The 25,447-nt window shown below is 72.4% G+C and carries 18 protein-coding genes; 12 read left to right on the plus strand and 6 right to left on the minus strand.

Annotated elements, in window-relative coordinates; all coding sequences use genetic code 11:
• Window positions 1-302 precede the first annotated feature (302 nt).
• The 4 genes from OEIGOIKO_RS40470 (at window position 303) to OEIGOIKO_RS40485 (ending at window position 13,842) form a co-directional block, all read left to right on the plus strand.
• The gene (locus tag OEIGOIKO_RS40470) at window positions 303-1,589 is read left to right on the plus strand and encodes an MFS transporter (RefSeq protein ID WP_125058246.1); all 1,287 of its coding nucleotides are present in this window, start codon (window positions 303-305) and stop codon (window positions 1,587-1,589) included.
• Entirely contained in the window at window positions 1,586-4,990 is a 3,405-nt protein-coding gene (locus OEIGOIKO_RS40475; protein ID WP_125058247.1) for a type I polyketide synthase, read from the plus strand. The genes OEIGOIKO_RS40470 and OEIGOIKO_RS40475 overlap by 4 nt, the downstream gene beginning before the upstream one ends.
• Complete coding sequence (locus tag OEIGOIKO_RS40480; RefSeq protein WP_125058248.1) at window positions 4,987-13,107, plus strand: non-ribosomal peptide synthetase; 8,121 nt, start codon at window positions 4,987-4,989, stop codon at window positions 13,105-13,107. Before OEIGOIKO_RS40475 ends, OEIGOIKO_RS40480 begins: the two co-directional genes overlap by 4 nt.
• 309 nt (window positions 13,108-13,416) lie before the next feature.
• Window positions 13,417-13,842 carry a cold-shock protein gene (locus OEIGOIKO_RS40485; protein WP_125058249.1) on the plus strand — a complete coding sequence of 142 codons (426 nt, stop codon included), beginning with the start codon at window positions 13,417-13,419 and terminating at the stop codon, window positions 13,840-13,842.
• A 455-nt stretch (window positions 13,843-14,297) separates the two neighbouring features.
• Here the strand turns inward: OEIGOIKO_RS40485 and OEIGOIKO_RS40490 are convergent, their stop codons facing one another.
• Both OEIGOIKO_RS40490 and yczE read right to left on the minus strand, forming a co-directional pair.
• Window positions 14,298-15,269, minus strand: a complete 972-nt coding sequence (locus OEIGOIKO_RS40490; RefSeq protein ID WP_125058250.1) for an NADP-dependent oxidoreductase — start codon at window positions 15,267-15,269, stop codon at window positions 14,298-14,300.
• A gap of 113 nt (window positions 15,270-15,382) precedes the next feature.
• The gene (gene yczE, locus OEIGOIKO_RS40495) at window positions 15,383-15,994 is read right to left on the minus strand and encodes a membrane protein YczE (protein WP_125058251.1); all 612 of its coding nucleotides are present in this window, start codon (window positions 15,992-15,994) and stop codon (window positions 15,383-15,385) included.
• Window positions 15,995-16,354: 360 nt separating this feature from the next.
• Between yczE and yczR the strand changes: the two genes are divergently transcribed.
• Entirely contained in the window at window positions 16,355-17,842 is a 1,488-nt protein-coding gene (gene yczR / locus OEIGOIKO_RS40500; protein WP_125058252.1) for a MocR-like transcription factor YczR, read from the plus strand.
• Here yczR and OEIGOIKO_RS40505 read toward each other — a convergent pair.
• Window positions 17,731-18,351 carry a class I SAM-dependent methyltransferase gene (locus OEIGOIKO_RS40505; protein WP_246177911.1) on the minus strand — a complete coding sequence of 207 codons (621 nt, stop codon included), beginning with the start codon at window positions 18,349-18,351 and terminating at the stop codon, window positions 17,731-17,733. The genes yczR and OEIGOIKO_RS40505 overlap by 112 nt on opposite strands.
• 314 nt (window positions 18,352-18,665) lie before the next feature.
• On the opposite strand from OEIGOIKO_RS40505, the gene OEIGOIKO_RS40510 reads away from it, so the two are divergent.
• The 5 genes from OEIGOIKO_RS40510 to OEIGOIKO_RS40530 all read left to right on the plus strand — a co-directional run bounded on the left by OEIGOIKO_RS40510 (window position 18,666) and on the right by OEIGOIKO_RS40530 (window position 21,951).
• Window positions 18,666-19,151, plus strand: coding sequence for a hypothetical protein (locus tag OEIGOIKO_RS40510; protein ID WP_125058253.1), 486 nt, complete (start codon window positions 18,666-18,668; stop codon window positions 19,149-19,151).
• Window positions 19,148-19,558: a transcriptional regulator gene (locus OEIGOIKO_RS40515; protein WP_246177912.1), complete on the plus strand. Its 411-nt coding sequence runs from the start codon at window positions 19,148-19,150 to the stop codon at window positions 19,556-19,558. Before OEIGOIKO_RS40510 ends, OEIGOIKO_RS40515 begins: the two co-directional genes overlap by 4 nt.
• A 38-nt stretch (window positions 19,559-19,596) precedes the next feature.
• Complete coding sequence (locus tag OEIGOIKO_RS40520; RefSeq protein ID WP_125059596.1) at window positions 19,597-20,454, plus strand: ABC transporter ATP-binding protein; 858 nt, start codon at window positions 19,597-19,599, stop codon at window positions 20,452-20,454.
• On the plus strand, window positions 20,451-21,326 hold the full coding sequence (locus OEIGOIKO_RS40525; protein WP_125058254.1) for an ABC transporter permease: 876 nt from the start codon (window positions 20,451-20,453) through the stop codon (window positions 21,324-21,326). Before OEIGOIKO_RS40520 ends, OEIGOIKO_RS40525 begins: the two co-directional genes overlap by 4 nt.
• A gap of 175 nt (window positions 21,327-21,501) precedes the next feature.
• Window positions 21,502-21,951 (plus strand): nitroreductase family deazaflavin-dependent oxidoreductase, encoded by a 450-nt coding sequence (locus tag OEIGOIKO_RS40530; protein WP_125058255.1) that lies wholly within the window; start codon window positions 21,502-21,504, stop codon window positions 21,949-21,951.
• Between the two features lie 308 nt (window positions 21,952-22,259).
• On the opposite strand, the gene OEIGOIKO_RS40535 is transcribed toward OEIGOIKO_RS40530, so the two are convergent.
• The 3 genes from OEIGOIKO_RS40535 to OEIGOIKO_RS40545 all read right to left on the minus strand — a co-directional run bounded on the left by OEIGOIKO_RS40535 (window position 22,260) and on the right by OEIGOIKO_RS40545 (window position 23,566).
• The gene (locus OEIGOIKO_RS40535; RefSeq protein ID WP_125058256.1) at window positions 22,260-22,529 is read right to left on the minus strand and encodes a hypothetical protein; all 270 of its coding nucleotides are present in this window, start codon (window positions 22,527-22,529) and stop codon (window positions 22,260-22,262) included.
• 146 nt (window positions 22,530-22,675) lie between these two features.
• A complete protein-coding gene (locus OEIGOIKO_RS40540; RefSeq protein WP_125058257.1) occupies window positions 22,676-22,960 on the minus strand; it encodes an aminotransferase class IV in 285 nt (94 codons plus the stop codon).
• Between the two features lie 390 nt (window positions 22,961-23,350).
• A complete protein-coding gene (locus OEIGOIKO_RS40545) occupies window positions 23,351-23,566 on the minus strand; it encodes an aminotransferase class IV (protein ID WP_125058258.1) in 216 nt (71 codons plus the stop codon).
• A gap of 126 nt (window positions 23,567-23,692) precedes the next feature.
• Here OEIGOIKO_RS40545 and hemC point away from each other — a divergent pair, with 126 nt between their 5' ends.
• A complete protein-coding gene (gene hemC, locus OEIGOIKO_RS40550; protein WP_125058259.1) occupies window positions 23,693-24,628 on the plus strand; it encodes a hydroxymethylbilane synthase in 936 nt (311 codons plus the stop codon).
• A gap of 129 nt (window positions 24,629-24,757) precedes the next feature.
• Complete coding sequence (locus tag OEIGOIKO_RS40555; protein WP_174857276.1) at window positions 24,758-25,312, plus strand: hypothetical protein; 555 nt, start codon at window positions 24,758-24,760, stop codon at window positions 25,310-25,312.
• Window positions 25,313-25,447 lie beyond the last annotated feature (135 nt).

Genomic DNA, 25,447 nt, shown 5'->3' on the forward strand with positions numbered 1-25,447 from the left:
CCGAGCGGGACCGGACATGGTGCGCCCTCCCGCGGGTACGGAGCGGAACTGCCGACGGTGCCGCGGGGGCAGCACATCCCCCGTGACATGCGGCTTGATCTAACCACGGACGCGGCAAAACGCAAGAAGGCCGCGACCGTCCCCGCCATGCCCCTACACGCGCGGCCGAGCGCGGGTCAAGTCACCGGATGATGCGTCTCCAGGCGTACCGCGAACCGGGTGACCGTAAGTGCGTACTTACGTCCTCCGCCGTCCGTGTGGTGGACCAGGCCGGCACCGGGCGTTTGAGGGGGAACAAGAGAGTGGGGCACTTCCGGCTGCTCGTCGTCGGCAATGCCGTCTCGGCGTACGGCAGTTACCTGAACATGGTGGCGCTGAACGTCTTCGTCTACCAGGTCACGGGCAGCGCGCTGACCGCAGGCCTGTTCATGGCGGTACGTCTGATCACCAGCGTACTGTCGGGTTTCGTCAGCGGCCGACTGGTCTCGCGTCACGACCGCAAACGGCTGATGGTGTGCGCGGACCTCACCCAGGCGGTGGCCCTGGCGCTGCTGCTCCTGGCGCCCGACGGGGCGCGGGTGACCCTGCTGTTCGCGCTCGCCGTGGTGACCGGCGCCTGCTCGACCCTCTCCCAGGTGGCGCTGCGCAGCAGCGTCCCGGAGATCGTCGGCGCCGGCCTGCGGACCAGGGCCAACGGCCTGCTGGTCACCGGCCGTTCACTGGCCATGATCGCCGGATTCGCCTCGGCGGGCGTGGTCGTCGCGGAGTTCGGCTACACCACCGCCTTCGTGCTGGACGCCCTCACCTTCACGGTCTCCGCGACGGTCCTCTTCCTGCTGCCCATCCGCACCCGGGCCGTGGCCGAGGAGAGCACGGCCGACGGCGCTGCGGAGGACGGCGCTGGCACCGGCCGCTGGGCTTCCTTCGCGCTGCTGAAGGCGGCACCGCTGCTGGCGGTCATGGTCGCGGTCCGCGCGGCCGACGGCCTCGGCTCGTCGTCGCACAACGTGGCCCTGCCCATCTACTCCAGCGCCCTGGACCCTTCGCACCCGGCAACGTTCATCAGCCAGTTCTGGGCGACCTGGGCGATCGGCAACATCGTGGCGCAGCAGGTGTGTTCACGGCGTACCAGCAAGACCGGCTGGTCGCCGGGGGAGCGTGCCTTCGCGCTCGGCTCCATCGTGATGTCGGCGGCGTTCATCGTGGTCTTCAGCGGGCTGCCGGCCGTGCCGGCCGCGGCCGCCGCGCTCGTCGCCGGCATGGCCGACGGGTTCACGGAGATCGCGTACGTCTCCCGGCTGCAGGCCGCCCCCGACGAGCAGCGCGGGCGCCTCTTCGGCCTCTCCGCGTCGGCCGAGAACAGCGGCTTCGGCCTCGGCATGATCGTCAGCGCGGCGCTGCTGGAGCGCTTCTCGCCCCTGCAGGTGGTCAGCGCGTTCCAGGGCTTGGCCATCGTCTTGTGCGTCGCACTGCTCGTCGTACTGGCCAGGGGACGCTCCCTGTTCCCGAACCAGCCACCGGCCCGGGGGAGCGGCGGCCCGGCGTCCGGCCGGGAGGTCTCCTCCGCCGCGGAGGGCGGCACCTCATGAACGTACCGGCCGACTCGCGCGTCGCGGTCATCGGCATGGCCTTCCGCTTCCCCGGAGCGGACACCCCCGAGGAGTTCTGGCACGTCATCCGCGACGGCCTGGACTGCGTACGGCGCTTCACCGACGAGGAACTGGCCGCGGCCGGCGTCCCCGCCGAGAAGTACCGGGCGGACGACTTCGTCGGCGCCAGCGGCATCCTGTCCGGCATCGACCGGTTCGACGCCGGGTTCTTCGGGATGAGCGTCCGGGAGGCGCAGCTCACCGACCCGCAGCACCGGATGTTCCTCGAATGCGCCTACCACGCCCTGGAGGACTCGGGGTACCCGCGCGAACGGGGCGGTCTGCGTACCGGTGTCTTCGCCAGCACCGGCTACCACCTCTACACCCTGGAGAACTACCTGCTGAACAACGTCCTGAAGGGGCCGGTCGGTGACGACTGGCTCTCCAGGATGCAGGTCCTGGTCGGCAACTACGCCGACTTCACCGCCACCCGCGCCTCCTTCCGCCTCAACCTGACCGGCCCGGCCATCAGCGTCCAGACCGCCTGCTCCAGCTCCCTGGTCGCCGTGCAGCTCGCCGCCCAGTCGGTGCTGCTCGGCGACAGCGACATCGCGCTGGCCGGCGCCACGGCCGTCCACGTGCCGCAGGTACTGGGCTACCAGTACGTCAAGGGCTCCATCCTCTCCAAGAGCGGCTACCTGCGCGCCTTCGACGGCCGGGCGGACGGCACGGTGGGCGGCACCGGCGTCGCCGCCGTCGTCCTCAAGCGCCTGGACCGGGCCCTCGCCGACGGCGACACCATCCACGGCGTCATACGTGGCTGGGGAGTCAACAACGACGGCGCGGACAAGCAGACGTACACCGCCCCGAGCGCGGCCGGCCAGCGCGGCGCCATCCGCCGCGCGCTGGACCACGCCGGCGTCGGCGCGGACAGCATCGGCTACCTGGAGACGCACGGTACGGGCACACTGAAGGGCGACCCGATCGAGTTCGACGGCGCCGTCTCCGCGTACCGCACCGACACCGACCGGACCGGGTACTGCGCCCTCGGCTCGACCAAGGCCAACATCGGCCACCTCGACGTGTGCTCGGGCATCGCCAGCTTCATCAAGGCCCTGCTCGTCCTCAAGCACGGCGTCATCCCGCCGATGGCCAACTTCCGCGAGCCGAACCCCGCCCTCGACCTCGACCACAGCCCCTTCTACATCCCCGAAGAGGCGCGCCCGTGGCCCCAGGGGGACACACCGCGCCGCGCGGGCGTCTCCTCCCTGGGCGTCGGCGGCACCAACGCCCACATCATCGTGGAGCAGGCCCCCGCACCCGCGCCCCGCACCGCCACCGCCCCCGCACCGGACGTCCTGGTCCTGTCCGGCCAGTCCGCCGAGGCCCTCACGGCCAACGCCCGCGCCGTACGCGACCACCTGAGCCGGCATCCGGAGACGGACCACGCCGACCTGGTGACCACCGCGGCGGGCCGGGCCCACCACCGGCACCGCCTGGCAGCCCGCGGCACGAACCCGGCGGACCTCGTCGCGGCCCTGGACGGCTGGCTCGCGGGCACCGGTGGCCCCGCCGCGGCCGCCGCCGTGACGACCGGCGAAGCCCCCCGGGAAGGACGGCCGGGCGTCGCCTTCCAGTTCACGGGACAGGGCAGCCCGTACCCCGGCATGGCTCGACCCCTGTACGAGCGCTTCGCGGTCGTCCGCGACCTGCTCCACACCTGCGACCGCCACCACCAGGAGCTCTACGGCAGCTCCTTGCTCGACACCCTGCTCGACCCCGGCGCGGACCGTGCCGTCACGGAGAACACCCGGACCGCCCAGCCGGCCCTCTTCGCCCTGCAGTACGCCCTCACCGGGCTGTGGCGGCACGCCGGCATCACGCCGGACATCGTTGCCGGGCACAGCGTCGGCGAGTACGCCGCCCTCTGCGCGGCGGGCGCGCTGTCCGTCGAAGACGGCCTGCGCATCACCGCGGAGCGCGGGCGCCTGATGCAGGATCACTGCGCCCGTGGCGCCATGGCCGCCGTCTCGGCGGACCTGGAGACCGTCCAGAGCCTGGCCGACGAGATCACCGGCGTCGAACTGGCCGTCGTCAACGGGGCGCAGCGGCACGTGCTCGCCGGCCCCGTCACCGCCGTCGACCGGCTGCTGACCCGGCTGGAGGAGCGCGGCATCCCCGCGGAACGGCTGCCGGTGACACGTGCCTTCCACACCGCGCTCACCGACCCGATCCTGGACAAGTTCCGCGACCTGCTCGGCGGCGTCACCTTCCGCCCGGTCACGACCGGCTTCGTCAGCTGCCTCGACGGGCGCCTGCACGAGCCGGGCTGGGTGCCGGACGCCGACTACTTCGTACGGCAGACCCGCCGGCCGGTCCGCTACGACGCCGTACTGCGCACGCTCGGCGAAACCGACGCGGCCGCGCTGGTCGAGATCGGCCCGCACACCACACTCAGCGGACTGGCCCGCGCCGCGCTCCCCGGCGCGCGAGCGGTGCCGACGCTGCGCCGCGGCGCCGGACCCGGCGCCTTCTGGGGCGCGGTGGCCCAGCTCCACTGCGCGGGCGCGGACCTCGACTGGCCGGCGCTCACCGCCGGCAGCGGAGGCCGCAGGACCTGGCTGCCCGGCTACCGCTTCCAGCACAAGACGTTCTGGACGGGGCCGGCGCCGACAGCCGTCCGGGCCGTCCGGACCGGCGAACCAGCGAGAGAACCAGCGAGAGAAGAGGAAGACGTGGCACAGGACCAGGCAGTGTTCGAGAGGGTGCTCGGGCACGTCATCGAGTTGGTCGCCAAGCACCTCGGGCACGACGCCGACGCGATCACCGGCGACACATCCTTCTTCGACCTCGGCGCGGACTCGCTGCAGATGATCAGCGTGCTGCGCGAGCTGGAGCAGGACCACCAGGTCAAGGTCGCGATGCGGGAGCTGTTCGAGGAGGCGAGCACCCCGGGGCAGCTCACCGAGCTGATCGTGGGGCGGATGGCGGGCGGTGCGGCGGAGCCCGTACGGTCCGAGCCGGTGGCCGCCGAGCCCGTACGGTACGAGGCGGCTGCCGCGGCGCCCGCCGAGCCGGTGCGCGCGGCGGAGCCCATCGGCCTGCCCGAGCCCCTCGGCGCGCCGGAGCCCATCGCCATGCCTGAGCCGGTCCGTGCGCCCGCGCCCGAGCCGATTCGTGCGCCCGAGCCCACGCCCGCGCCCGCCGGGCCGTCCGGCTCCGCGCAGCCCGTGACGCGCGAGGAACTGACCGACCTCGTCCGCCAGGTGCAGCAGCTGTCGCAGATCCAGCTGCAGATGATGTCCCAGATAAGCCAGCTGTCCCAGCTGCTGACCGCGCAGGCGACGAGCGCCCTGACCGGCGGCGGCGTGGTGGCCAACGGGAAGGCGGGCGGCAAATGACCGGGCTGAGCGCCGCCGCCGCTGCGGTGGACCAGAACCTGGCCGCGATGTCCGACCTCTCCCGGAGCATCGCGGAGCGGATCGCGGCGGCGGGCGGGAGCGGGAGCACGGCCGGGACCGGGAGTGAGCCCGGGAGCGGGAGCACGGCCGGGACCGGGAGTGAGCCCGGGAGCGGGAGTACGGCCGAGACAGAGGCCGGGGCTCCGACCGGGGCCGCGGCTCAGCCGGCGAACGGCACCGCGCAGGAGCCGTCCGCCGAGCGCCGGCAACGGGTGCACGGCCCCCGGGTGACCGTCTCCCGCGCCTCCGGCATGGTCGGCGGCTCCGCCTCCGCGGCCCAGCAGGCCCACCTCGACGACCTGGTACGCCGTTACACGGCCAAGACCGCCACGTCCAAGGAGATCGCCCAGCGCTACCGCCGGGTGCTGGCCGACAGCCGGGCCGTCGTCGGGTTCCGCAGCAAGACGAAGGAGATGCTGTACCCGATCGCCGGACGCCGGGCCCACGGCTCCCGCCTGGAAGACATCGACGGCAATCGCTATGTCGACATCACCATGGGCTTCGGCGTGCTCCTCTTCGGCCACGAGCCGGACTTCGTGAGCGAGGCCGTCCGCGAACACCTCTCCCGGGGCATCCAGCTCGGCCCGCGCAACGTCGAGACCGGCGAGGCGGCCGAGCTGCTGGCGGAACTGACCGGTATGGAACGCGTGGCGTTCGCCAACTCCGGTACCGAGGCGAACTCCGCCGCGATCCGGCTCGCCCGCGCCGCCACCGGCCGCCGCCGCATCGTGACCTTCCACGGTGCCTACCACGGCCACGCCGACAACGTCCTGGGCCGCTCCGCCGGCACCGGCGCCGACCGGATCACCGTCCCGGTCTCCACCGGCATCCCGTCCGCCAGCGTCGCCGACCTGCTGGTCCTCGACTACGGCAGCGACGCGAGCCTGGAGGTCATCGCCGAGCACGCGGACGACATCGCCGCGGTCATCATCGAGCCCGTGCAGAGCCGCCACCCCTCGCTGCGGCCCGTCGAGTTCGTACGGCAGCTGCGCGAGCTGACCCGCCGCCACGGCATCGTGCTGATGTTCGACGAGATGCTGACCGGCTTCCGCCCGGCGCCGCGCGGCGCCCAGGAGCTCTACGGCGTCACCCCCGACCTCGCGACGTACGGCAAGCTGCTCGGCGGCGGCTTCCCGATCGGCGCCATCGCGGGCCGCGCGGACATCATGGACGGGGTGGACGGCGGCTTCTGGCAGTACGGGGACGCCAGTTACCCGCCCGCCGACACCACCTTCTTCGGCGGTACGTACATCCAGCACCCGGTCTCGATGGTCGCCGCGCGGGCCGTGCTGACGCACCTGAAGGAGCACAGCCCGCGGCTCCAGGAGCGGCTGAACGCCCGTACCGCCGGCCTCGCGGATTCGCTGAATCGTTTCTTCGAGGACGAGGAATTCCCGCTGAGCGTGAGCCACTTCGGCTCCCAGTTCCGCTTCGAGCACCGAGCCGACATGGAGCTGCTGTACCACCACCTCATGCTGCGCGGGGTGCACGTCTGGGAATGGCGCAACTTCTTCCTGTCGACCGCCCACTCGGACGGCGACATCGAGTTCATCACCGACGCGGTCCGCGGGTCGATGCGGGAACTGCGCGCGGCGGGCTTCTTCCCCGGCGGACCGAAGACGCTGCCGACGGGGGGTGCGCAGGCTCCGGCGGCCGCCCAGGCTCCGGCAGCTCCGCAAACTCCGGCGGTGACAGCACAGGCGGAGGCTCCGGCTCCGACGGGGGCGCGGATTTCCGTAGCGGCGCAGGGGTCGGCAGCCACACAGGGGCCGGGCATCGTACGGCTTCCTGAGGTGGCACAGCCTCCGGCGGGCGCGCAGCCTCCGGCGGGCGCGCAGGCTGCGGCCGGCGTGCAGGCTTCGGCGCCGAGGACCGGGCCCGGCAGCCGCACGGCCGCGGCTGCGCGCCGCGCCCCCGACTTCAGCATCTACTTCTTCGGCGACTACCCCCAGGAAGAAGCCGAGGCCGGAACCGAAGACGGTGCCGCAGCCGGTACCGGTGCGGGTTCCGCGGCGGCCGCTCCGGGCAAGTACGACCACATCCTGGAGACCGCCCGCTTCGCCGACCAGCACGGATTCCACGCGCTCTGGATGCCCGAACGGCACTTCCACTCCTTCGGCGGCCTGTTCCCCAACCCCGTCGTGCTCGCCGCCGCCCTCGCCCGCGAGACCCGGCACGTCCGCCTCAACGCGGGATCGGTCGTCCTGCCCCTGCACGACCCGGTCCGGGTCGCGGAGGAGTGGTCGATGGCCGACAACCTCTCCGGCGGCCGGGTCGGCATCGGCTGCGCCAGCGGCTGGCACGCCAACGACTTCGTCTTCTTCCCCGAGCACTTCGGCCGCCACAAGGAGATGATGTACGAGCAGGTGGAGCAGGTCCGCCGGCTCTGGCGCGGCGAAGCCGTGCGGCGCGCCGGCGGCGACGGCGAGACCGAGGTACGCCTGTTCCCGCGCCCCGTCCAGGACGCGCCGCCCATGTACACGGCGGTGGTCGGCAACCCCGCCTCGTACGTGGCCGCCGCCCGGAACGACGTCGGCGTGGTCACCAACCTGATGACCCAGAGCGTCGAACAGCTCGCCGAGAACATCGCGCTGTACCGCCGCACCCGCGCCGAGCACGGCCTGGACCCGGACGCCGGGCGGGTGGCCGTCCTGCTGCACACCTACCTCGCGGCCGACCACCGGGCCGCGCGCACCGAGGCGTACGAGCCGCTGGCGCGCTACATGCGCGCCTCGCTCTCCCTGTTCGGCAACGTCGCCAACAGCCTCGGCCACAACGTCGACCTGTCCGCGCTCAGCGAGGACGACCTCGACGTGCTCTTCCGCCGTGCCTACGACCGCTACTGCGACCAGCGGGCGCTCATCGGCACGCCCGAAACCGTCGCTTCCGTGGTGGACGCGGTGAGCGCGGCGGGCGCCGACGAGATCGTCTCGCTCGTCGACTTCGGCGTTCAGCCGTCCGCGCTGCGCACCGGCCTCACCCACATCGACGCGCTGCGCCGCCGCTACCACGCGCCGGGTGCGGGTGCGGGCGTGGGCGTGGGGGTGGGCGCGCACAAGGCTGCGCAAGCGGGCGCGGACGCGGGCGTGCGTACGGATGCAAGCGCGGGTGCGAGCGCGGGCGCACGCACGTCCACGTCGTACGAGAGCGCCGCCCCGCTGTCGCCCGGACAGCAGCGCATCTGGTTCCTCGAACGGATGCTGCCGGGCCGTACCGCCTACAACGAGACCAAGGCCATCCGCCTCGACGGTCCGCTCGACGTCCCGGCGCTGCGGACGGCGCTGCGTGAGCTGGTGGCGCGGCACGAGGGCCTGCGGACCGTCTTCCGGGAGATTGACGACGAGCCCTGCCAGCTCGTCCTGCCGCCCTCCGCTCCGGACTTCGCGGTGCTCGACCGCACGGGCGCGGGCGCCGACGGCGAGGAGGCGGCGGACGCCGCGCTCCGTACCGTCCTGGCGGACGAGAGTGCGCGGCGCTTCGACCTCGTCGACGGACCGCTGTTCGTCACGCGGCTGGTCAAGCTGGGGGAGGAGCGCCACGTCCTGGTCTTCTCCCTGCACCACATCGTCGTGGACGCCGCCTCCGCCACCGTCCTGGCCCGCGACCTGTCCGCCCTCTACCGGGCCGCGCACCACGGCACGGACGCGGGGCTCCCGGCGCTGACCGGCACCTACGCCGATCACGCCCGCGCCCAGCTCCGTACGCTGGACGACCCGGCGAGCGCCGCGGACCTGACGTACTGGCTCGACACGCTCGGCGGCGAACTGCCCGTACTGGAACTGCCCTGCGACCGCCCCCGCCCCGCGGCCATGACCTCCAACGGACGGGCCGTCTTCCACCGGCTCGACCCGGAACTGTCCGACCGGCTGCGTGACCTGAGCCGGCAGCGCCGCGGCACCCTCTTCATGACGCTGCTCGCCGGCTTCACCGCGATGCTCCACCGGGTCACGGGCCAGCGGGACATCGTCGTCGGCACCCCGATCTCGGACCGCCCCCAGGGCACCGAGGATCTGCTCGGCTTCTTCGTCAACACCCTCGCGCTCCGCTTCGACCTGTCCGGCGACCCGGAGTTCGGCACGTTCCTCGACCGCGTACGGGGTGTCGCCCTGGACGCGTACGACCACGCGGACGTGCCCTTCGAGGCGGTGGTGCGGGAGCTGGCTCCGGCGCGTACCACGGACCGTACGCCGGTCTTCCAGGTGCTCGCGGAGTTCGAGAGCAGCGACCCGTTCCGCTTCGATCTGCCCGGCGTCCGGGCCACCGTGATCGACGCGGGGCCCGACAAGGCCCTCACGGACCTCGCCGTGTACTTCACCGACCAGCCCGAAGGCATCCGCTGCCACCTGGAGTACAACACCGACCTGTTCGACGCGGGCACCGTGGACGGCTTCTTCCGTACCTTCCGTGACCTGCTCGATGCGGCCGTACGGGAGCCGGCGACACCGCTGTCCCGCCTCGGCGCCACGCCGGCGCGCCAGGGGACCACGCAGGCCGTGACGTCCGCGCCCGAGCGGCCGGCGAAGGTGACCGCGGCACGGCAGCGGGGCATGGTCACCGTTCCGCCGGTGGAGTCGGCCGCTCGGCCGGTGCCTGCCGCATGGCAGCAGGGCCCCGCCCGTCCGGTGGCGCGCGCCACCGTCCACGAGCTCGTCGCCCGGCGCGCGGCGGACGCCCCGTACCGGACCGCCGTCCACCACGGTGACGACCGCCTCAGCTACCGCGAACTGGATGCCCGGGCCGAACGGCTGGCCGCCGTCGTCCGCGAGCGGTCCGGCATCGCGGCGGCAGCGACCGCGGACGGTACGGACGATGTCGTGGCCCTGTGGCTGCCCCGCTCCGCCGACCTCGTCGTCGCCATGCTCGCGGTCCTCAAGTCCGGTCTGGCGTACGTCCCCCTGGACCCGTCGCTGGGGCGGGCCCGCGCCGCCACGGTGATCGCCGAAAGCGGCGCCCGGCTCCTGCTGAGCACCGGCTCCCGGGCCGACGAACTCGACCTGCCCGACGGCCTGGCCGTCATCGACGTCGCCGCCGCCGAGAACCGCACCACCGACCGTACGAAGAAGGTGCCGTCGGACGCCGCCGGGCCCGAGTCCCTGTGCTACGTCATCTACACCTCCGGCAGCACGGGCAAGCCCAAGGGCGTCGCGGTGCCCCACAGTGCGGTCGTCGACCTCTGCCAGTGGCACCACAAGCGCTTCGCCTTCACCTCGGCCGACCGCAGCGCGCTGGTGTGCAGCCAGAGCTTCGACGCGTCCGTCCTGGAAATCTGGCCGGCACTGACCGCCGGAGCATCACTCGTCATCGCCGACGACACGGTCCGTGCGGACACTGCCGAACTGGCCCGCTGGTACGCGCAGCAGCACGTGACCTTCTCGATCCTGCCCACCGCCCTGGGCGAGGCACTGCTCACCCTGCCGACCGCCGAACAACCGCCGCTGCGCCACCTGCTGCTGGGCGGTGACGTGATGCGCACCCGGCCGCACGCGGACGTGCCGTACGAGACGGTCAACGTCTACGGGCCGACCGAGACGACCGTGCTGTGCACCACCCAGACCGTCGGCCCGCGCACGCCCGACACCGGTTCGGGGCCGATCCCCATCGGCCGCCCCGCCGACAACGTCAGCGTGCGGGTCCTCGACGCGTCCGGCGCGCCGGTGCCGGTCGGCACGGTGGGCGAGCTGTACGTCGGAGGACCCGGCATCGCCCGGGGCTACCTGGGCGTACCCGTGTCGGCCGACGACCGCTTCGGTCCGGATCCGGTCGCTGCGGCGTCCGGGGCGTCCGGCGAAGGCGTGCAGCCGGCCGGAACGCGCTTCTACCGTACCGGTGACCTGGTGCGCTGGACCGAGGACGGGGCGCTGGAGTTCCGCGGCCGTGCCGACGACCAGGTGAAGATCCGCGGCTACCGCGTCGAACCCGAGGAGGCGGCCCGCGCGCTCAACGGTCTGGACGGCGTGCGCGAGGGCGCCGTGGTGGCCCGCCGCGACAGCCGGGGCGAGGCCTATCTCGCCGCTTACGCCGTACCGGCGGACCAGGACGCGGACGGCACCGCCACCGCGGCCGGCCGCCGGACATACGCCGACCGGCTGGCCCGCGAACTCGCTGACCGGCTCCCGGAGTACCTCGTACCGCGGTCCTGGGCGGTCCTCACCGCACTGCCGCTCGGGGGCAACGGAAAGCTGGACCGCGCCGCACTGCCGGACCCGGAGATCGTCACGGCCGCGCGGCCCGCGCCCGCGTTCACGCCCGCTTCCGCTTCAGGGAAGCCGGGGCAAGAAGCCCGGCAGGCGGCGCCCGGCTCCGCGTCTTCCGCCGACGGGCCCGAACCCGGCCTCCGGGACCGGATCGAGCACCGTCTCCGGGCCCTTTGGGCCGACGCCTTCGACCTCACGGCCGACGCCATCGGACCCGACGCCTCCTTCTTCGACCTCGGCGGTCACTCGATCGCCGCGATCCGGCTGGTGAACCGGGCCAGGGAGGTCTTCGGCCAGGAGTACCCGATGGTGCGCTTCTACCAGGAGCCGACCGTACGGGCCATGGCGGCATACCTGGCCGGCGACACGGGAACCGACGCGCCCTCCGGGCACGCCGACGCCGGGCGCTCCGAGGGCAGCCGGGCGGGCGCTGAGTCCCGTGCTGGTGCTGGTGCTGGTGCTGGTGCTGGTGCCGGTACCGGGGATCGGGGCGGGGTCGCCGCCGATACGGGTGGCGGTGCGGACGTGGGGCCGGACGACGGCGCCACGGACGTGGTGGACCGTGCGCCGGCCACCTTCCAGCAGCAGGGGTTCATCGCCCAGGACGACCACCCCACGCCGCACGTCTTCAACGTCGCCCTGCGCATCACGCTCACCGGCGGCCTGGACCTGCCGGCGCTGCGTACCGCGCTCAGTCAGCTCATCGCCCGCCACGAGTCGCTGCGTACCCGGTTCGTGGAGGAGGACGGACAGTGGTGGCAGGAGGTCCTGCGGCCGCGGCCGGTCGACCTCCAGGTCGAGGACCTGACCACCGGGGCCGGCACGGCGGGCGCCGCCGGGACCATGGACGACCGGATCGAGCAGATCAGCGCTCAGGTCGCCGCCACCCGGTTCGACCTCGGCGAGGGGGTGGCGCCCAAGCTCCGGCTGGTGCGCAGCGGCCCGTCGACCTGGGTGCTGTTCTTCGTGCTGCACCACTCCACCTGCGACGGCTGGGCGGTCAGCGTCCTGCTGAGCGACTTCGCCGCCCTCTACGGCGCCGCGGCGACCGGGACACCGCACACGCTGGCCAGTACGGTGCCGCAGCCGACCGAGTACGCGCGCTGGCAGCGGGAGACCGCACCGGACGGGCCCGACCAGCGCATCCTGAAGTACTGGGCCAGGGAACTGGACGGGGCGCCTTTCGAGCTGGCGCTGCCGCTGGACCGGCCGCGCCCGGAAACCCTGAGCGGGCAGGGCCGTGTCGTGCTCTTCTCCGTGGACACCGGCCTGCTGACCGACGTGGAACGGCTGGCCAGGAAGTGCGGCACGACACCGTACGCGGTCACGACGGCCGCTCTGGGCCGGCTGATCGGCAAGCTCTCCGGGCGGACGGACGTCGTCGCGAACGTCGCCTACGCCAACCGTGAGCGCCGTGCCTTCGAGTCGCTGATGGCCTGCACGGCCGTGGGTCTCCCGCTGCGTATCCGGCTCGACGGGGACGGGACCTTCACCGACCTCGTCCGGCAGGTCGCGCACACCTCGATCGAGGGCATCGATCACATCATGTCGCTGCGCAGGCTCGTCGAGCCGCTGCGTGAGGAGATGGGGGTCGAGGTGCCGGACCACGTGCCGTTCGGGTTCGCGTACCAGAGCTCGCTGCAGACGGACATCGAGCTGCCCGGCGTTACCGCCGTGGTCGAGGACCTGGCCGTCCCGGCCGCCCGTACGGACCTCAGCGTCGGGCTGATCCCGGCGGGCGACACGCTGACCGGGTACATGGAGTACTCGACCGACCTGTGGGAGCACAGCACGGTCGAGGGCTGGGCCGATGCCTACGTGAACCTGCTCGCCGAGGAGGTGCGGGCCGCGCTGGCCGACTGACGCGTTGCGTCGCTACGGCACCGTTCCGTCGGGGCGGTGCCGTAGCGACGGGCCGGTACCGTACCGGCCCGTCCGGTGCCCGCCCCCGGTGGCCGCCCGCGCGTACGCCGGGGCCGCGCGGGGGCGGGCACCGGGCTGGACGTTCCGCCGTCGCTCGGCAATAGTATGGGCGGGACATCCACCGAATCGTCTCCGCCTTCGGCGATAACCTCGGCCGGCCCAGCCGGCGGGAACGGGGCGCCGCCGGGCCGACGGCGACGGGGTGCGGAATTTGCGGGCAGTTGTGGAATTGGGGTCTGGGGCACAGTGATGGTTTCGGGCAAGGTCATTCGTTTCGACGAGGTACGCGGCTACGGATTCGTGGTGCCGGACGACGGCGGAGAAGACGTCTTCGTGCATGTGAACGACCTGGAATTCGACAAGGGGCTGATGGGCCCCGGCGTCAAGGTCGAATTCCTGGTGGACGAGGGCGACCGGGGCCCCAAGGCGTCCGAAGTGCGTTTCCTGGAAGGCGCCCCCGGCCGCTCCGGCAGCGCGCACCGCGCGCAGAGCGCCGCGCAGGACGGGAATTTCGAGGACGGTGTCCTGTGCGACACCCTCTCCGCCCAGGAGTTCCTCGACGAGGTGACCGAACTGCTGGTGACCGGCGTGCCGAGCATGACCGGCGAGCAGATCCTCCAGGCCCGCCAGCGTCTTCTGAAGCAGGCACAGTCCCACGAATGGGTCGACGCGTAGGACGCTGCCGGCGAAGCGCTGGGCTGTCGGACCGGGCTGCCGGACCGTCGGCCCACGCTTGCCGCGAGCTGTCGGCTCTGTTCCGTCCCCACGGCGGATATCGGGCGGCAGACACCGCACTGCCGGCACCAGATGGCGGACAGCGGATGGCGGACGGCGGAGAGCCGGTGAGGTGAACGCCGCCGGTATATACGCACCGGTATGCCGGGTCGCCGACGGCCCGGTGATCACCAAGCCGGACGGCCGATGACGCATCGCGTCCTGCGTCCTGCTGTCTCCGCCGCCACGAAGAATTGCCGGCACCTCGTTGCAGGTTCGCTCGCTCCGGCCCCCGGCCACCGCTGATTTCCCGCATTGCGACAACCGGGGAGTTCTCGCGGAACGCGGCTCCGGAATGCCGACCGGCCTTTCGGCAGTGGTGACAGGAGGACCATGAATCCGCGGCGCCGTGGGCATCACGACGCCACGCGCAACACCAGCTTCCCGCGCGTGCGGCCCTCCTCGCCCCGGCGGTGCGCCTCCGCGGCCTCGGCCAGCGGCAGGACGTCCTCGACCTCCACCGACACCGCCCCCTCGTCGACGAGGCCACCGATACGGGCGAGCGCCGCCCCGCCCGGCTCCACCAGGAAGCCGCTCGCCCGCACCCCCTGGGCTCGGGCGGCCTCCATCAGCTCGGGCGAGGCCCCGGAAGGAACGGCGATCAGCGTGCCGCCGGGCCGCAGCGTACGCAGCGAGCGGGTGCTGGTCGCGTCGTGCTCGTCCCCCACGAGGTCGATGACGACGTCCACGTCACGCACCGCCTCCTCGAAGCGCTCCTGGGTGTAGTCGACCAGTTCGTCCGCCCCGAGCGAGCGCAGCCAGTCGTGTTTGGCCGCCCTGGCCGTACCGATGACCTGCGCTCCCAGGTGCTTGGCGAACTGCACCGCGAAGTGCCCGACACCACCCGCCGCCGCGTGGATCAGCACCCGTCGGCCCGCCTCGACGTGCGCCGCGTCCACCAGGCACTGCCAGGCGGTGAGCGCGGCCAGTGGCACGGCGGCCGCGTGGTCGTGGTCGAGCGCGGCCGGCTTGCGCGCGAAGTGCCGCGAGGGCGCCGTCACGTACTCGCCGTAGGCCCCGGCCTGCCGCGGGAACCACGGCATCCCGTACACCTCGTCGCCCGCTTTGAGCGTGTGCACGCCGAAGCCGACCTCCTCGACGACCCCGCTGACGTCCCAGCCCACGGAGAACGGCGGATCGCCGAGAACGGCGGCCATACCGCCGCCCTGGCGGGTCTTCCAGTCGACCGGGTTCACTCCGGCGGAGCGCACCCGGACGAGTACCTCGGTGGGGAGGGGCGCCGGCCGGGGCGCCTGGGTCAGGTACAGCACCTCGGGGCCGCCGACGGTGTCCTGAGTGATGATGCGCATGGTCGGTTCGCTGCTCATGGCGTGTCTCCTGGAGGCGGGGCGGAACGTACCGCACGACTGGATCGGTTGATCATCGCGTACGGAAAGTACCGGAGTAGCCGCGAACGGGTGCTCGCACACCTCTGGGGTCCTCATGCCCGGTCTTCGGCCGCGCTCCGGTAGGCGAACCGGGCGACGAAGAACTGCGTGACCGGGCCGACCGCGAGGGCGTAGAGCACGGTGCCGACCCCGACACCGCCACCCAGCAGCCGGCCCACCGCCAGTACGGTGACCTCGATCAGCGTCCGGACGGAGCGGAGGGAGTGTCCGGTTACGGCCGACATGCCGGTCATCAGGCCGTCCCGGGGGCCTGGACCGTACCGCGCGCCCACGTAGAGAGCGACGGAGAGACCGTTCAGGGCAATGCCGCCCGCGAGCAGTCCGCTGCGTGCGGGAAGACCCAGGTGCTGGGGGAGGACGTGCAGTCCGAGGTCGGACGCGCAGGCCAGGACGACGATGTTGGCCCCGGTGCCGAACGTCGGCCGCTGCCTCAACGGGATCCACAGCAGCAGTACGAGCAGGCCCACGACGGCACTGATCGTGCCGAAGCTCAGCGAGGTGTGGCGCGCCAGTCCCTCGTACAGGACGCTCCACGGGCTGACGCCCAGCTCGGCCCTGATCAGCACCGACAGGCTGAACCCGTACAGGGCCAGGCCGGTGAACAGCTGAGGCAGCCGCCTGAGTGGACGTTCGCCGAACGGCACGTACGTGAGGGAGTGCGGGGGCCTGCCCGCCCTCGCCCGGGACCCGGAGGGGAAGTGCTTCGGCCACCCCTTTCCAGGCCGGTGGCGCCTGGCCCGTTCCTCGTCCACCGAGCCCACCGAGCTCACCGAGCCCACTGGCTCCGCTGACTCCACCGAGCCCACCGATTCCGTCCGTTCGAGCCGCATGCCCGGCCGCCTCCACCTTCTCGTCGTGTGCTGACCCGAGTGCTTTCCAGGCCACCGACGCGACTCTGTACAGTGATCGGCTGGCAGAACATGGCCATTGCCGCGGAAGTGGTCTGGCTGAGCAGATCGGCAGGACGGGGCCGCGAGGTGCCGAGGGAGGCGAGAGGGAGGGGCATGGCGGGTTCCCAACCGTCCCAGCCCCTGAACGGGACAGGGCACGTGGGCCGCACTCTGGGCAGTGGGCAGTTGGCCACGCTGCTTCCCGACCCCACGCGAGCCCGGCCCGTCTACCGCCACCTGGCGCAGGCGATCAGCGAGCTGATCCTGGACGGGCGCATCGCGCTGCACGTCAGACTCCCCGCCGAACGCGAACTCGCCCCGGCCCTCGGCGTCAGCCGGGCCACCGTCACGGCCGTCTACGACCTGCTGCGCGACAGCGGATTCGCGCACAGCCGCCAGGGCTCCGGCACCTGGACGGCCCTGCCCGCAGGCCGTACGCCGCGCGGCGTGACACGGCTCCTCGGCCCTCGGGACACCGCGATCGACCTGGCCAGGGCCGCGCCCGCCCTGCCGCACCGGACCCTCGCCGACGCCCTCGCCAGGGTGTCACCCCAGCTGGCCGAGCACGTCGGCACTCCTGGCTACCACCCGTACGGCCTGCCGGAACTGCGCGCCGCCATCGCCGAACGCTTCACCCACCGGGGCCTGGCCACCGTGCCCGACCAGATCCTGGTCACCTCCGGCGCGCAGCACGCGCTCTCGCTCGTCCTCGGTCTGCTGTGCCGCCCCGGCGACCGGGTCCTGGTCGAGAACCCGTCCTACCCGAACGCCCTGGAGGCACTGCGGCGCGCCCGGCTGCGTACCGTGCCGCTCCCCGTGACCGACGTCGGCTGGGACACCGGGACCGTCACCTCGTCCCTCCGCCGGTCCGTGCACCGGCTGGCCTACCTGATCCCCGACTTCCACAACCCGACCGGCTGCCTCATGCCCGCGGAGCAGCGCGCCCGCATCCTGCGCGCCGCGCAGCACTCCGCGACCTGGATGGTCGTCGACGAGACCCTGGCCGACCTCGCCCTCGACGTCCCCGCCCCGCGGCCCTTCGCCTCCTTCGCCGCCCCCGGAGGGAGCGGCCAGGTCATCACCACCGGCTCGATGAGCAAGACCCACTGGGCGGGCCTGCGCATCGGCTGGCTGCGCGCCCCCGCCCAGCTCGTCACCGAACTCGCCGGCCAGCGGATCGCCACCGACATGGGCGGCTCGGTCCTGGACCAACTCGTGGCCCTGGACCTGCTGGAACGGTCCGCCGAGCTGCTGCCGACACGTCTGGAACAGCTGCGCACCCAGCGCGCCGCCCTCACCGCCGCTCTGGCCGAGCACCTTCCGCACTGGACCTGGCAACAGCCGCCCGGCGGCCTGTCCCTGTGGGCCGACCTGGGCGAGCCCATAGCCGCGGAGCTGGCCGAACGAGCACTGGACTACGGCGTACGGATCGAGGGCGGCGCCTACTTCGCCACCGATCCGGGTGTCTTCGCGCAGCGCCTCCGCATCCCTTACACCGCCCCGCCCGACACCCTCCGTGAGGCCGTGCACCGCATGGCCGCAGCGCTCGCGGACGGCCTCCCGTCATCGGCAGTCACCCGCCGGCCGCACTGGATCGCCTGAGCCGTATCGCCCGGAGGTGGCGGTCGGGAGGTGGTCGATGTCCACGGTGTGCCCCCACCCTCGTCCAGGTGCCGGGCCTCCTTGCCGACGTGGAAGGAGAGAAGGAGCAGCCCGGAAGGACCCAGGACCCGCTTTGCCTCGTCGAAAGCGCGGCGCAGGTCGTCAGGGGCGAGGTGGATGACCGAGTAGAAGGCGACGGCAGAGCTGAACTCGCCGTCCCGCGCGGGGAGAGCCAGCAGATCGCCCTCCCGGAACTCCACCTGCGCGAACCGTCGGCGGCCCACCGCGACCATGCCCGCGGACAGGTCGATGCCGACTGCGCGTGCACCGTGCCCGGCGAGCCAGGCCGCCACGTGCCCGGCGCCGCAGCCCAGGTCGGCAATCGTTCCGCCGGGTTCGGTCTGCTCCAGGAGAGCGGCGAGAAGCGCGCGGTCGAGGGGCTTTCCGGTGAGTTCGTCGTGCATCCGGGCCGCGTACTCCTCGGCCACGGTGTCGTAGCTGCGGCGCACGGATACGTGATGTTCGGGGCCCCCATACGCACCAGTCGGGCGCGGGCGGCCGTTCGGGCTCTTGAGGTTGCGAACTCTCGGGCGGTCGGCGGCCGGCGAGTAGCGGACGGACTCACGAAGAGCAGCCGGCGTGAACTCCCTCGCCACCGGCGGACCTTGCCGCGACCGACCTCGTCGCACGGTCCATCCACGGACATCGCCGCTTTGACTTGCCTGCTGGGAAAGTCTGCGCTAACTTTCCTAGTGGGAAAGTCGGCGGCCGGGAATCGGCCGCCGGAGATTCGGCACGTCAAGGTCTCAGGGGGGCGATGTGCATGGGCACGCCGGTGGACGCCGAGCAGGCATGGGCGGACCTGCAGAGAATCCGTGTCCCGCAGGAGCGGGTCTACGACGAGTTGGAACGCTGCACCGTGACGGGGCGTCGGGGATACTTGCCGATCGCGGCGGTGATGTGGGTCTACCTGGCCGTCAGCGGTCTTGACCTGCCCCCGTGGTCGCTCTGGACGGCCTTGGTGGCGTATGTGGGCGTCCTGGCCGCCATGGGGGTGCGGTCGAGCCGCAAGTCGCGGGTGCGGCTGCACCGTTCGCGCTACACCTGGCGCGTGTACGCCGTGTTCGTCGTGGCCGGCGTCCTGGGCGGGGCGAGCATAGGGCTCACCTCCTGGCTGGTCGAGTGGGCGGAGATGCCGTACGGCAGCCTGGTGCAGGCCACGATATGCGCCGGCCTCTTCCTGCTCTTCACCGCGCCCGCCAACCGCTGGGCCTTCGCCCCGATGCGCCACTACGGGAGCCGTCGATGAGCACCCCCACCGGATTCGACGAACTGATCCACCCGTCCACCCGGCTGTCGGTGGTCGCGCTGCTCGCCGCCACCGAATGGGCGGACTTCCCGTTCATCCGGGACAGCCTCTCGCTCAGCGACTCGGCGCTCTCCAAACAGCTCCACACGCTGGAGGAGGCCCAGTACCTGGAGATCCAGAAGGAAGGCGGTGGGCGCAAGCGCCGGACGAAGGTGCGGCTCACCGACCGGGGCCGGACCGCTTTCGAGGGGCACGTGGCAGCGCTGCGGGCGATCGTCGAAGGGGCCGCCAAGGGCCCGCCTCCCAGGGATGCGACACCCCCGCCCGAAGACGCCACGTCGCGTGACCGCTCCGCCGGTACGAGCCCGGCGAGCAACCAGCCGATGCGAACGGAGGTCCACCGGTGACCACGCCCGAGCCCGTGGTGCGGGCCCGCGACCTGCGCATGACCTACGGCTCCAGGGAAGTGCTGCAAGGCGTCGACCTGGACATCCACCGCGGCGAGATCTTCGCCCTGCTCGGGCCGAACGGCGCCGGGAAGACCACCACCGTCGAAATACTCGAAGGTTTCCGCCGGCGCTCGTCAGGTGACGTGCGCGTGCTCGGCACGGACCCGGTGCGCGGGGACGACGCCTGGCGCGGACGGCTCGGCCTCGTCCTGCAGTCCTGGCGCGACCACGGCAGATGGCGGGTGGGCGAGCTGGTCGGCCACTTCGCCGAGTACTACCCCGACCCGCGTGACCCGAAGGAACTCCTCGACGTCGTCGGTCTGACCGCGCAGACGGACCAGCTGGTGAGCAGGCTCTCCGGCGGCCAGCGCCGCCGCCTCGACGTCGCCCTCGGCATCGTCGGCCGCCCCGAACTGCTCTTCCTCGACGAGCCCACCACCGGGTTCGACCCGGAGGCGCGCTACGACTTCCACGTCCTGGTCGAGAAGCTCGCCGCCGACGAGGGCGTCACGGTCCTGCTCACCACCCACGACCTCATCGAGGCCGAACGCCTCGCCGACCGCATCGCGGTGCTGGTCGACGGGCGCATCCGCGTCTGCGGCACCCCGGCCGAACTGGCCCGGCAGGCCGCGGCACGTGCCGAGGTCCGCTGGACGGCCCAGGACGGCACCCCGCGCAGGGAACGTACCGAAGACCCCTCCCAGCTGGTGTGGGAACTGCACCGCGACATCGGCGGACCGATAGCCGACCTGGAGGTGCGCCGCCCGACGCTGGAGGACACCTACCTGCACATGGTGAACACCGAGAACCGACACCCGGAAGACTCCGGGGACCGAGAGGACAGTGCCGCATGAGGGGGACAGGACCGCAGCGCATCCTGCGGGCGGGGGGCCGGCGCGGAGGCATCGAGCTGCGCCAGCTCCTGCGCAGCAAGAAGGAGCTGAGCGGCCATCTGGCGAACGTCGTGGTGGCGCTCGTGCTCGCCACGACCATCAGCGGCACCGTGCCCGGCACGGAGCTGTCGATGGGCCATCTGATGTTGGTCGGGTTCTGCGCCTATCTGCTCTTCCAGCTCGGCACGCTGACCGTTCCGCAGATGCTCGTCACGGAACGCGAAGAGGGCGCGCTGCTGCGGCTGCGGGCCACCCCGGGCGGCATACCGGCGTACCTGGTGGCCAAGGCGCTGCTCATCCTGGGCACGGCCGTCGGCAGTCTCGTCGTGCTGCTCGTGGCCGGCGCGGCGCTGGCCGACGGCCCGCTGCCGGCCAGTCCCGCGCAGTGGCTCACCCTGCTCTGGGTCACGGGCCTCGGACTGCTCGCGGTCGTGCCGCTCGGCGCCGCCATCGGCGCCGTCCTGCCCAACCCGCGTGAGGCGCTGGCCCTGATCGTGCTGCCCTCCATGGCGCTGCTCATGATCTCCGGGACGATGTTCCCGTTGTCCCGGATGCCGCAGATCGTGCAGCAGATAGCCTCGGTGTTCCCGCTCAAGTGGCTGGCCCAGGGGCTACGGTCGGCATTGCTGCCGGACAGCGCCGTCGCCGCCGAGGTGTCCGGCTCCTGGCAGCTGCCCATGGTCGCCCTGGTCCTCGCCGCGTGGGCCGTCGTCGGCTTCCTCCTCGCCGTACCGCTGCTGCGCAGGACCACCCGACGCGAATCCGGTTCCCGTCTGGCGGGCCGCCAGCACAAGGCAGCCATGAGCGGCGCGGGAGCACCGGCGGCGCGGTAGTTCCGGCGGTGCGGTAGTTCCGGCCCGTCACCGGCCACGACACCCCGCGGGATGATTGCGTACGCCCCCGGTGTTGAGGAAAGGTCAGGTCGATCCCGCCCGCGGACGGGACCCTGCGACACCACGACACCCCGCCCGCCCGGGCGGACGACGATGCGACGATGGGACGGATGCCATGCCACTTGAGGGCGAGTACGAGCCGAGCCCGGAGAAGTGGGTACGGGACCAGGTCGAGCTCTACGAGAGCAGCGGCGGCACCAAGGGAACGACGATGCGGGGTTTGCCGGTCATCGTCCTGACGACCCGGGGCGCCAAGTCGGGCAAGATCCGCAAGTCCCCGCTGATGCGGGTGGAGCACGAGGGCCGCTACGCCGTCGTCGCCTCGCTGGGGGGTGCTCCCAAGCATCCGGTCTGGTACCACAACATCGTGGCGGACCCCCGGGTGGAGTTGCAGGACGGCCCCGTCCGCACGGACCTGGTGGCCCGTGAGGTGACGGGGGAGGAGAAGGCGTTGTGGTGGGGGCGCGCGGTCGAGGCGTTCCCCGACTACGCCGACTACCAGCAGAAGACCGACCGCGAGATTCCCGTCCTGGTCCTGGAGCCCCCGGAGCAGGCCCACAGCTGACAGCGCCGGAACGGCTGACCGGCGCCGGCGTCCGGGCAGCGGAGCGGCCCCCGCCGGAAGCTTCCGGCAGGGGCCGCTCTGTCTGCGTTCCGTCATCCGCCACGGAGTGCTGGAGCGGTGCGGCAGGCTCGGTGCGTGGCAGCGGCCGCCGTCGGGATGCCCGGTGAAGGGCGTCCGGACACGTGCGTGAAGGGGAGGTGACAGCCGGTGCCACGGGGCCGTCGGCGTGCGACCGGACGGTGCCTGCCCGCCCCCGCACCATGGAAGGACGCGGGACGCGGCCGTCGGCGCGCCGACGCGTATCCGGGTCAGCGCCAGACGGCCTTGAAGTAGCGGCCGTAGTCGAACTCGCCGCTCGCCTTGCTGTGGGCGTAGGCGGCTCCGGTGGCGGTGACACCCGAGGGGCCGCCGACGTTGTAGTGGCGGTACCCGCCGAGGGTGTTCTCCGACGAGTAGCCGCCGGAGCCGTACGCGCCTGCCGCGGCGGCGCCACCGCCCGGGTCGGCGGCGGCGGGCCCGGCGGCCAGGAAACCGGCCGCCGTGACACCGGCGAGGGTGATCGCGACGTTACGAAGCATGTGACTCTCCTGAGACTGAGGTGGGTGGACCTGACGAGATGACCTTGACCCAGCCTCCGCCGGTCCGCACGCCGGGACGGGCGAACGGGGTGACGGTGCCCCCGCGGTCCCCTCTCCACGGCCCCGCCTCACCACCCGTCAGCGCCTCACCACCCGTCAGTTCCCGATGGCGTTCCAGGGCGCGGCCGCGTACAGGCCCGTGACCGCACGGACCAGCCAGGTCCGTGACCGTACGGACCAGCCAGGTCCGTGACCGTACGGACCAGCTCGGCGTCCGCGGGCAAGGGGACGTCGTCGACGAGCGCGACAGCGGCGACACCACGCGAGTTGCTGACGAAGGCGCCGTCGAAGGACGCCAGGTCGTCGCGGTGCACGGCCTGCTCGCGCCAGGGCACGCCGGCGCGTGCCGGCTCCTGACGGAGCACCAGCATCGTGGTGCCTTACAGGGCGGGTGCGTCCGGCCAGACGACCGGGCCGCCCGCGACGAAACCGACGTTGGTGACGGTGCCCTCGGCGACCCGGCGCCACCAGCAGGCGTACCGTCCGGCGCCACCAGCAGGCCCTCGTCGAATCCGGCCGCCATGACCTGCCGCAGGTGGAGGCCCTGCCCGAACTCGCCCAGGTGCTTGATGTGGGCCGCGGGCCGCTGGTAGGGAACGCTGCGGAGCCGTCGCGCGGCCGCGGGCTCCGGCGCGGGTGGCTGTACGGTCACCCGCGTGACCGGGCCGTCCCCCGGCTGCGGTCGGTAGACGTACACCCGTACGGAAGCGTCGCGCGAGATTTTCCGGCCCAACGCGTGCCGGATCCGTTCGCATACCAGGTCAGTCACCGTCCAGCCGCTCACCGAAGAGTTCACGGGTGGCCGCGTCCAACCGGGCGAGGTGAAACCCCAGCCCGCGCACCTGGCCGCCCCTGACCTGCATGGCGATGGCATGCCCGTACCCGCTCATCAGCGCGAACAGCAGCGGTGTCCCGGCCTCGGCCCCGTTACCGTCGATGTCTGTGCAGGGATCGGGGAAGAAGTCCGTGATCGTCACCCTAGGCACCGCCGCGGCGGCATGAACAGCGAAGAGCGGGAGCCGGACGAGGAAGAGTTCCCCTGCGCCCCGTGTCCAAGTGTCCGCCGAGCCGGAGCCGGGCCCCGACGCCCTAGGGTGTACGCCATGTCCGCCCCTGAACTGATCCGAATCGTCTCGCGTTCCTCTCCCATGGCACTCGCCCAAGTGGAGCGCGTACGCGGCGAGCTGGCCGCCCGGCACCCCGGAATCCGTACGGAGGTCGTGCCCGTCACGACGTCCGGTGACCGCTGGATGGGCGACCTGTCCGCACTCGGGGGCAAGGGCGCCTTCACCAAGGAGGTGGACGCCGCACTGCTGGCCGGGGAGGCGGACCTCGCCGTGCACTGCGTCAAGGACATCCCGGCCGACCGCCCCTTGCCCGCCGGGACCACCTTCGCGGCCTTCCTCGAACGGGACGACATCCGCGACGCCCTCATCCACCCCGGCGGGCTCACCCTCGACCAGCTGCCCGACGGCACGCGCGTCGGCACTTCCTCCGTACGCCGTATCGCGCAGCTCGCCGCCTCGTACCCGCACCTGCAGTGCGTGCCGATGCGCGGCAACGCCAACCGCCGCCTGGAGAAGCTGCACGCGGGGAACGCCGACGCCCTTCTGCTGGCCGTCTCCGGGCTGGAGCGCATCGGCCGCCGCGACGTCGTCACCGAGATCCTGCCGGCCGAGACGATGTGCCCGCCCATCGGCGCCGGCATCCTGGCCCTCCAGTGCCGCGAGGACGACACCGGCACCATTGACGCGGTCAGCGCGCTCGGCGACCGCGACGCCTTCCGGGAAGCCACCGCCGAACGGATGTTTCTGCACGTTCTGCAGGGCCACTGCAACTCGCCGATCGCCGGGTACGCGAAGACCGAGCGCAGCGGTGAACTGTCCTTGCGTGCCTGCGTGTTCACCCCCGACGGCAAGACCGTGCTCAACGCACACGAGTGGGCCGGACCGCTCGACCCGGCCACTCTGGGCACATCCGTCGCCGTCGCGCTGCTGCGCCAGGGAGCGCGCGACCTCATCGACTCCATCGCGCACTGACGGGCCACCGGCGTACCGGCGGCAGGTCCGTCCGTAACTCCAATGGGTCTGCTTTTGGCGGATCGGGTCATGTATGGGACCGGCCGTCCCTACGGTGCCGTTGTACGCACACGGCACGGGAGGACCGCCATGACCCACTCCATCGACCTGGAAGAGCTGGCCTTCGTCGCGACCGTCATGGAACGGGCGCACCGGCTGCTCGACGCCGAGGAGAAAAAGCTGCCGCCCCGCACGGCGGACGGACTCGAAGGGCCGGGCAGCCCGCACCAGACGCTCCTGGGCGCCGGCGAGCTGGCCCGAGGGGTGGACGACGCGGTGCGGCGGATCGCCCTGGCGGTCGGTTACGCGTGCGCCGGCCTGCACAGCCACGCGCTGCGGGCGGCGCACCACGCGCACGTCGCCCCGCGCAGCGTGCCGGGCGGCACCGACCGGATGGCCAGGCCCCTCAGCTCGGGCACCATCGAGGCGCTGAAGCTGGTACGGCAGGTGTCCGACTTCTTCGGCGAGGGGCTGCGGGAGCACATCGACCGGTCGCTCGCGGCTCCCGAGGCGACCTGGCCGCCCGCCGACTGGAAGCAGTACGACGAGGAACGCATGAAATCCGCTGCCTCCGTCGCCTCCGGCCGGTCCGCCGCCTCCCGCCTCGGCCACCACGAAACCGTGACAGCAACTCCTGACCAGTGACAGCAGCTCCCGACCGGTTGCGACAGCTCCCGACCGGTTGCAACTGTCCCCGATCGACAACGGCCGCCCCGACTCGTGACTGACGGGCTCCGCCCCGGCCGGGAGAAGCACAGGTGGCAGTCTCCTGCGCACGGA

The organism is Streptomyces paromomycinus (assembly GCF_003865155.1).
Taxonomy (GTDB): Bacteria; Actinomycetota; Actinomycetes; order Streptomycetales; family Streptomycetaceae; genus Streptomyces; species Streptomyces chrestomyceticus.

Coding starts and splice junctions, on each gene's coding strand:
- OEIGOIKO_RS40485 (WP_125058249.1), top strand. CDS start 13,417: ATGGTTTCGGGCAAGGTCATTCGTTTCGACGAGGTACGCGGCTACGGA.
- OEIGOIKO_RS40555 (WP_174857276.1), top strand. CDS start 24,758: ATGACCCACTCCATCGACCTGGAAGAGCTGGCCTTCGTCGCGACCGTC.
- OEIGOIKO_RS40480 (WP_125058248.1), top strand. CDS start 4,987: ATGACCGGGCTGAGCGCCGCCGCCGCTGCGGTGGACCAGAACCTGGCC.
- OEIGOIKO_RS40520 (WP_125059596.1), top strand. CDS start 19,597: ATGACCTACGGCTCCAGGGAAGTGCTGCAAGGCGTCGACCTGGACATC.
- OEIGOIKO_RS40515 (WP_246177912.1), top strand. CDS start 19,148: ATGAGCACCCCCACCGGATTCGACGAACTGATCCACCCGTCCACCCGG.
- OEIGOIKO_RS40490 (WP_125058250.1), bottom strand. CDS start 15,269: ATGAGCAGCGAACCGACCATGCGCATCATCACTCAGGACACCGTCGGC.
- OEIGOIKO_RS40525 (WP_125058254.1), top strand. CDS start 20,451: ATGAGGGGGACAGGACCGCAGCGCATCCTGCGGGCGGGGGGCCGGCGC.
- OEIGOIKO_RS40475 (WP_125058247.1), top strand. CDS start 1,586: ATGAACGTACCGGCCGACTCGCGCGTCGCGGTCATCGGCATGGCCTTC.
- OEIGOIKO_RS40510 (WP_125058253.1), top strand. CDS start 18,666: ATGGGCACGCCGGTGGACGCCGAGCAGGCATGGGCGGACCTGCAGAGA.
- yczR (WP_125058252.1), top strand. CDS start 16,355: ATGGCGGGTTCCCAACCGTCCCAGCCCCTGAACGGGACAGGGCACGTG.
- OEIGOIKO_RS40535 (WP_125058256.1), bottom strand. CDS start 22,529: ATGCTTCGTAACGTCGCGATCACCCTCGCCGGTGTCACGGCGGCCGGT.
- OEIGOIKO_RS40540 (WP_125058257.1), bottom strand. CDS start 22,960: ATGCTGGTGCTCCGTCAGGAGCCGGCACGCGCCGGCGTGCCCTGGCGC.
- OEIGOIKO_RS40530 (WP_125058255.1), top strand. CDS start 21,502: ATGCCACTTGAGGGCGAGTACGAGCCGAGCCCGGAGAAGTGGGTACGG.
- hemC (WP_125058259.1), top strand. CDS start 23,693: ATGTCCGCCCCTGAACTGATCCGAATCGTCTCGCGTTCCTCTCCCATG.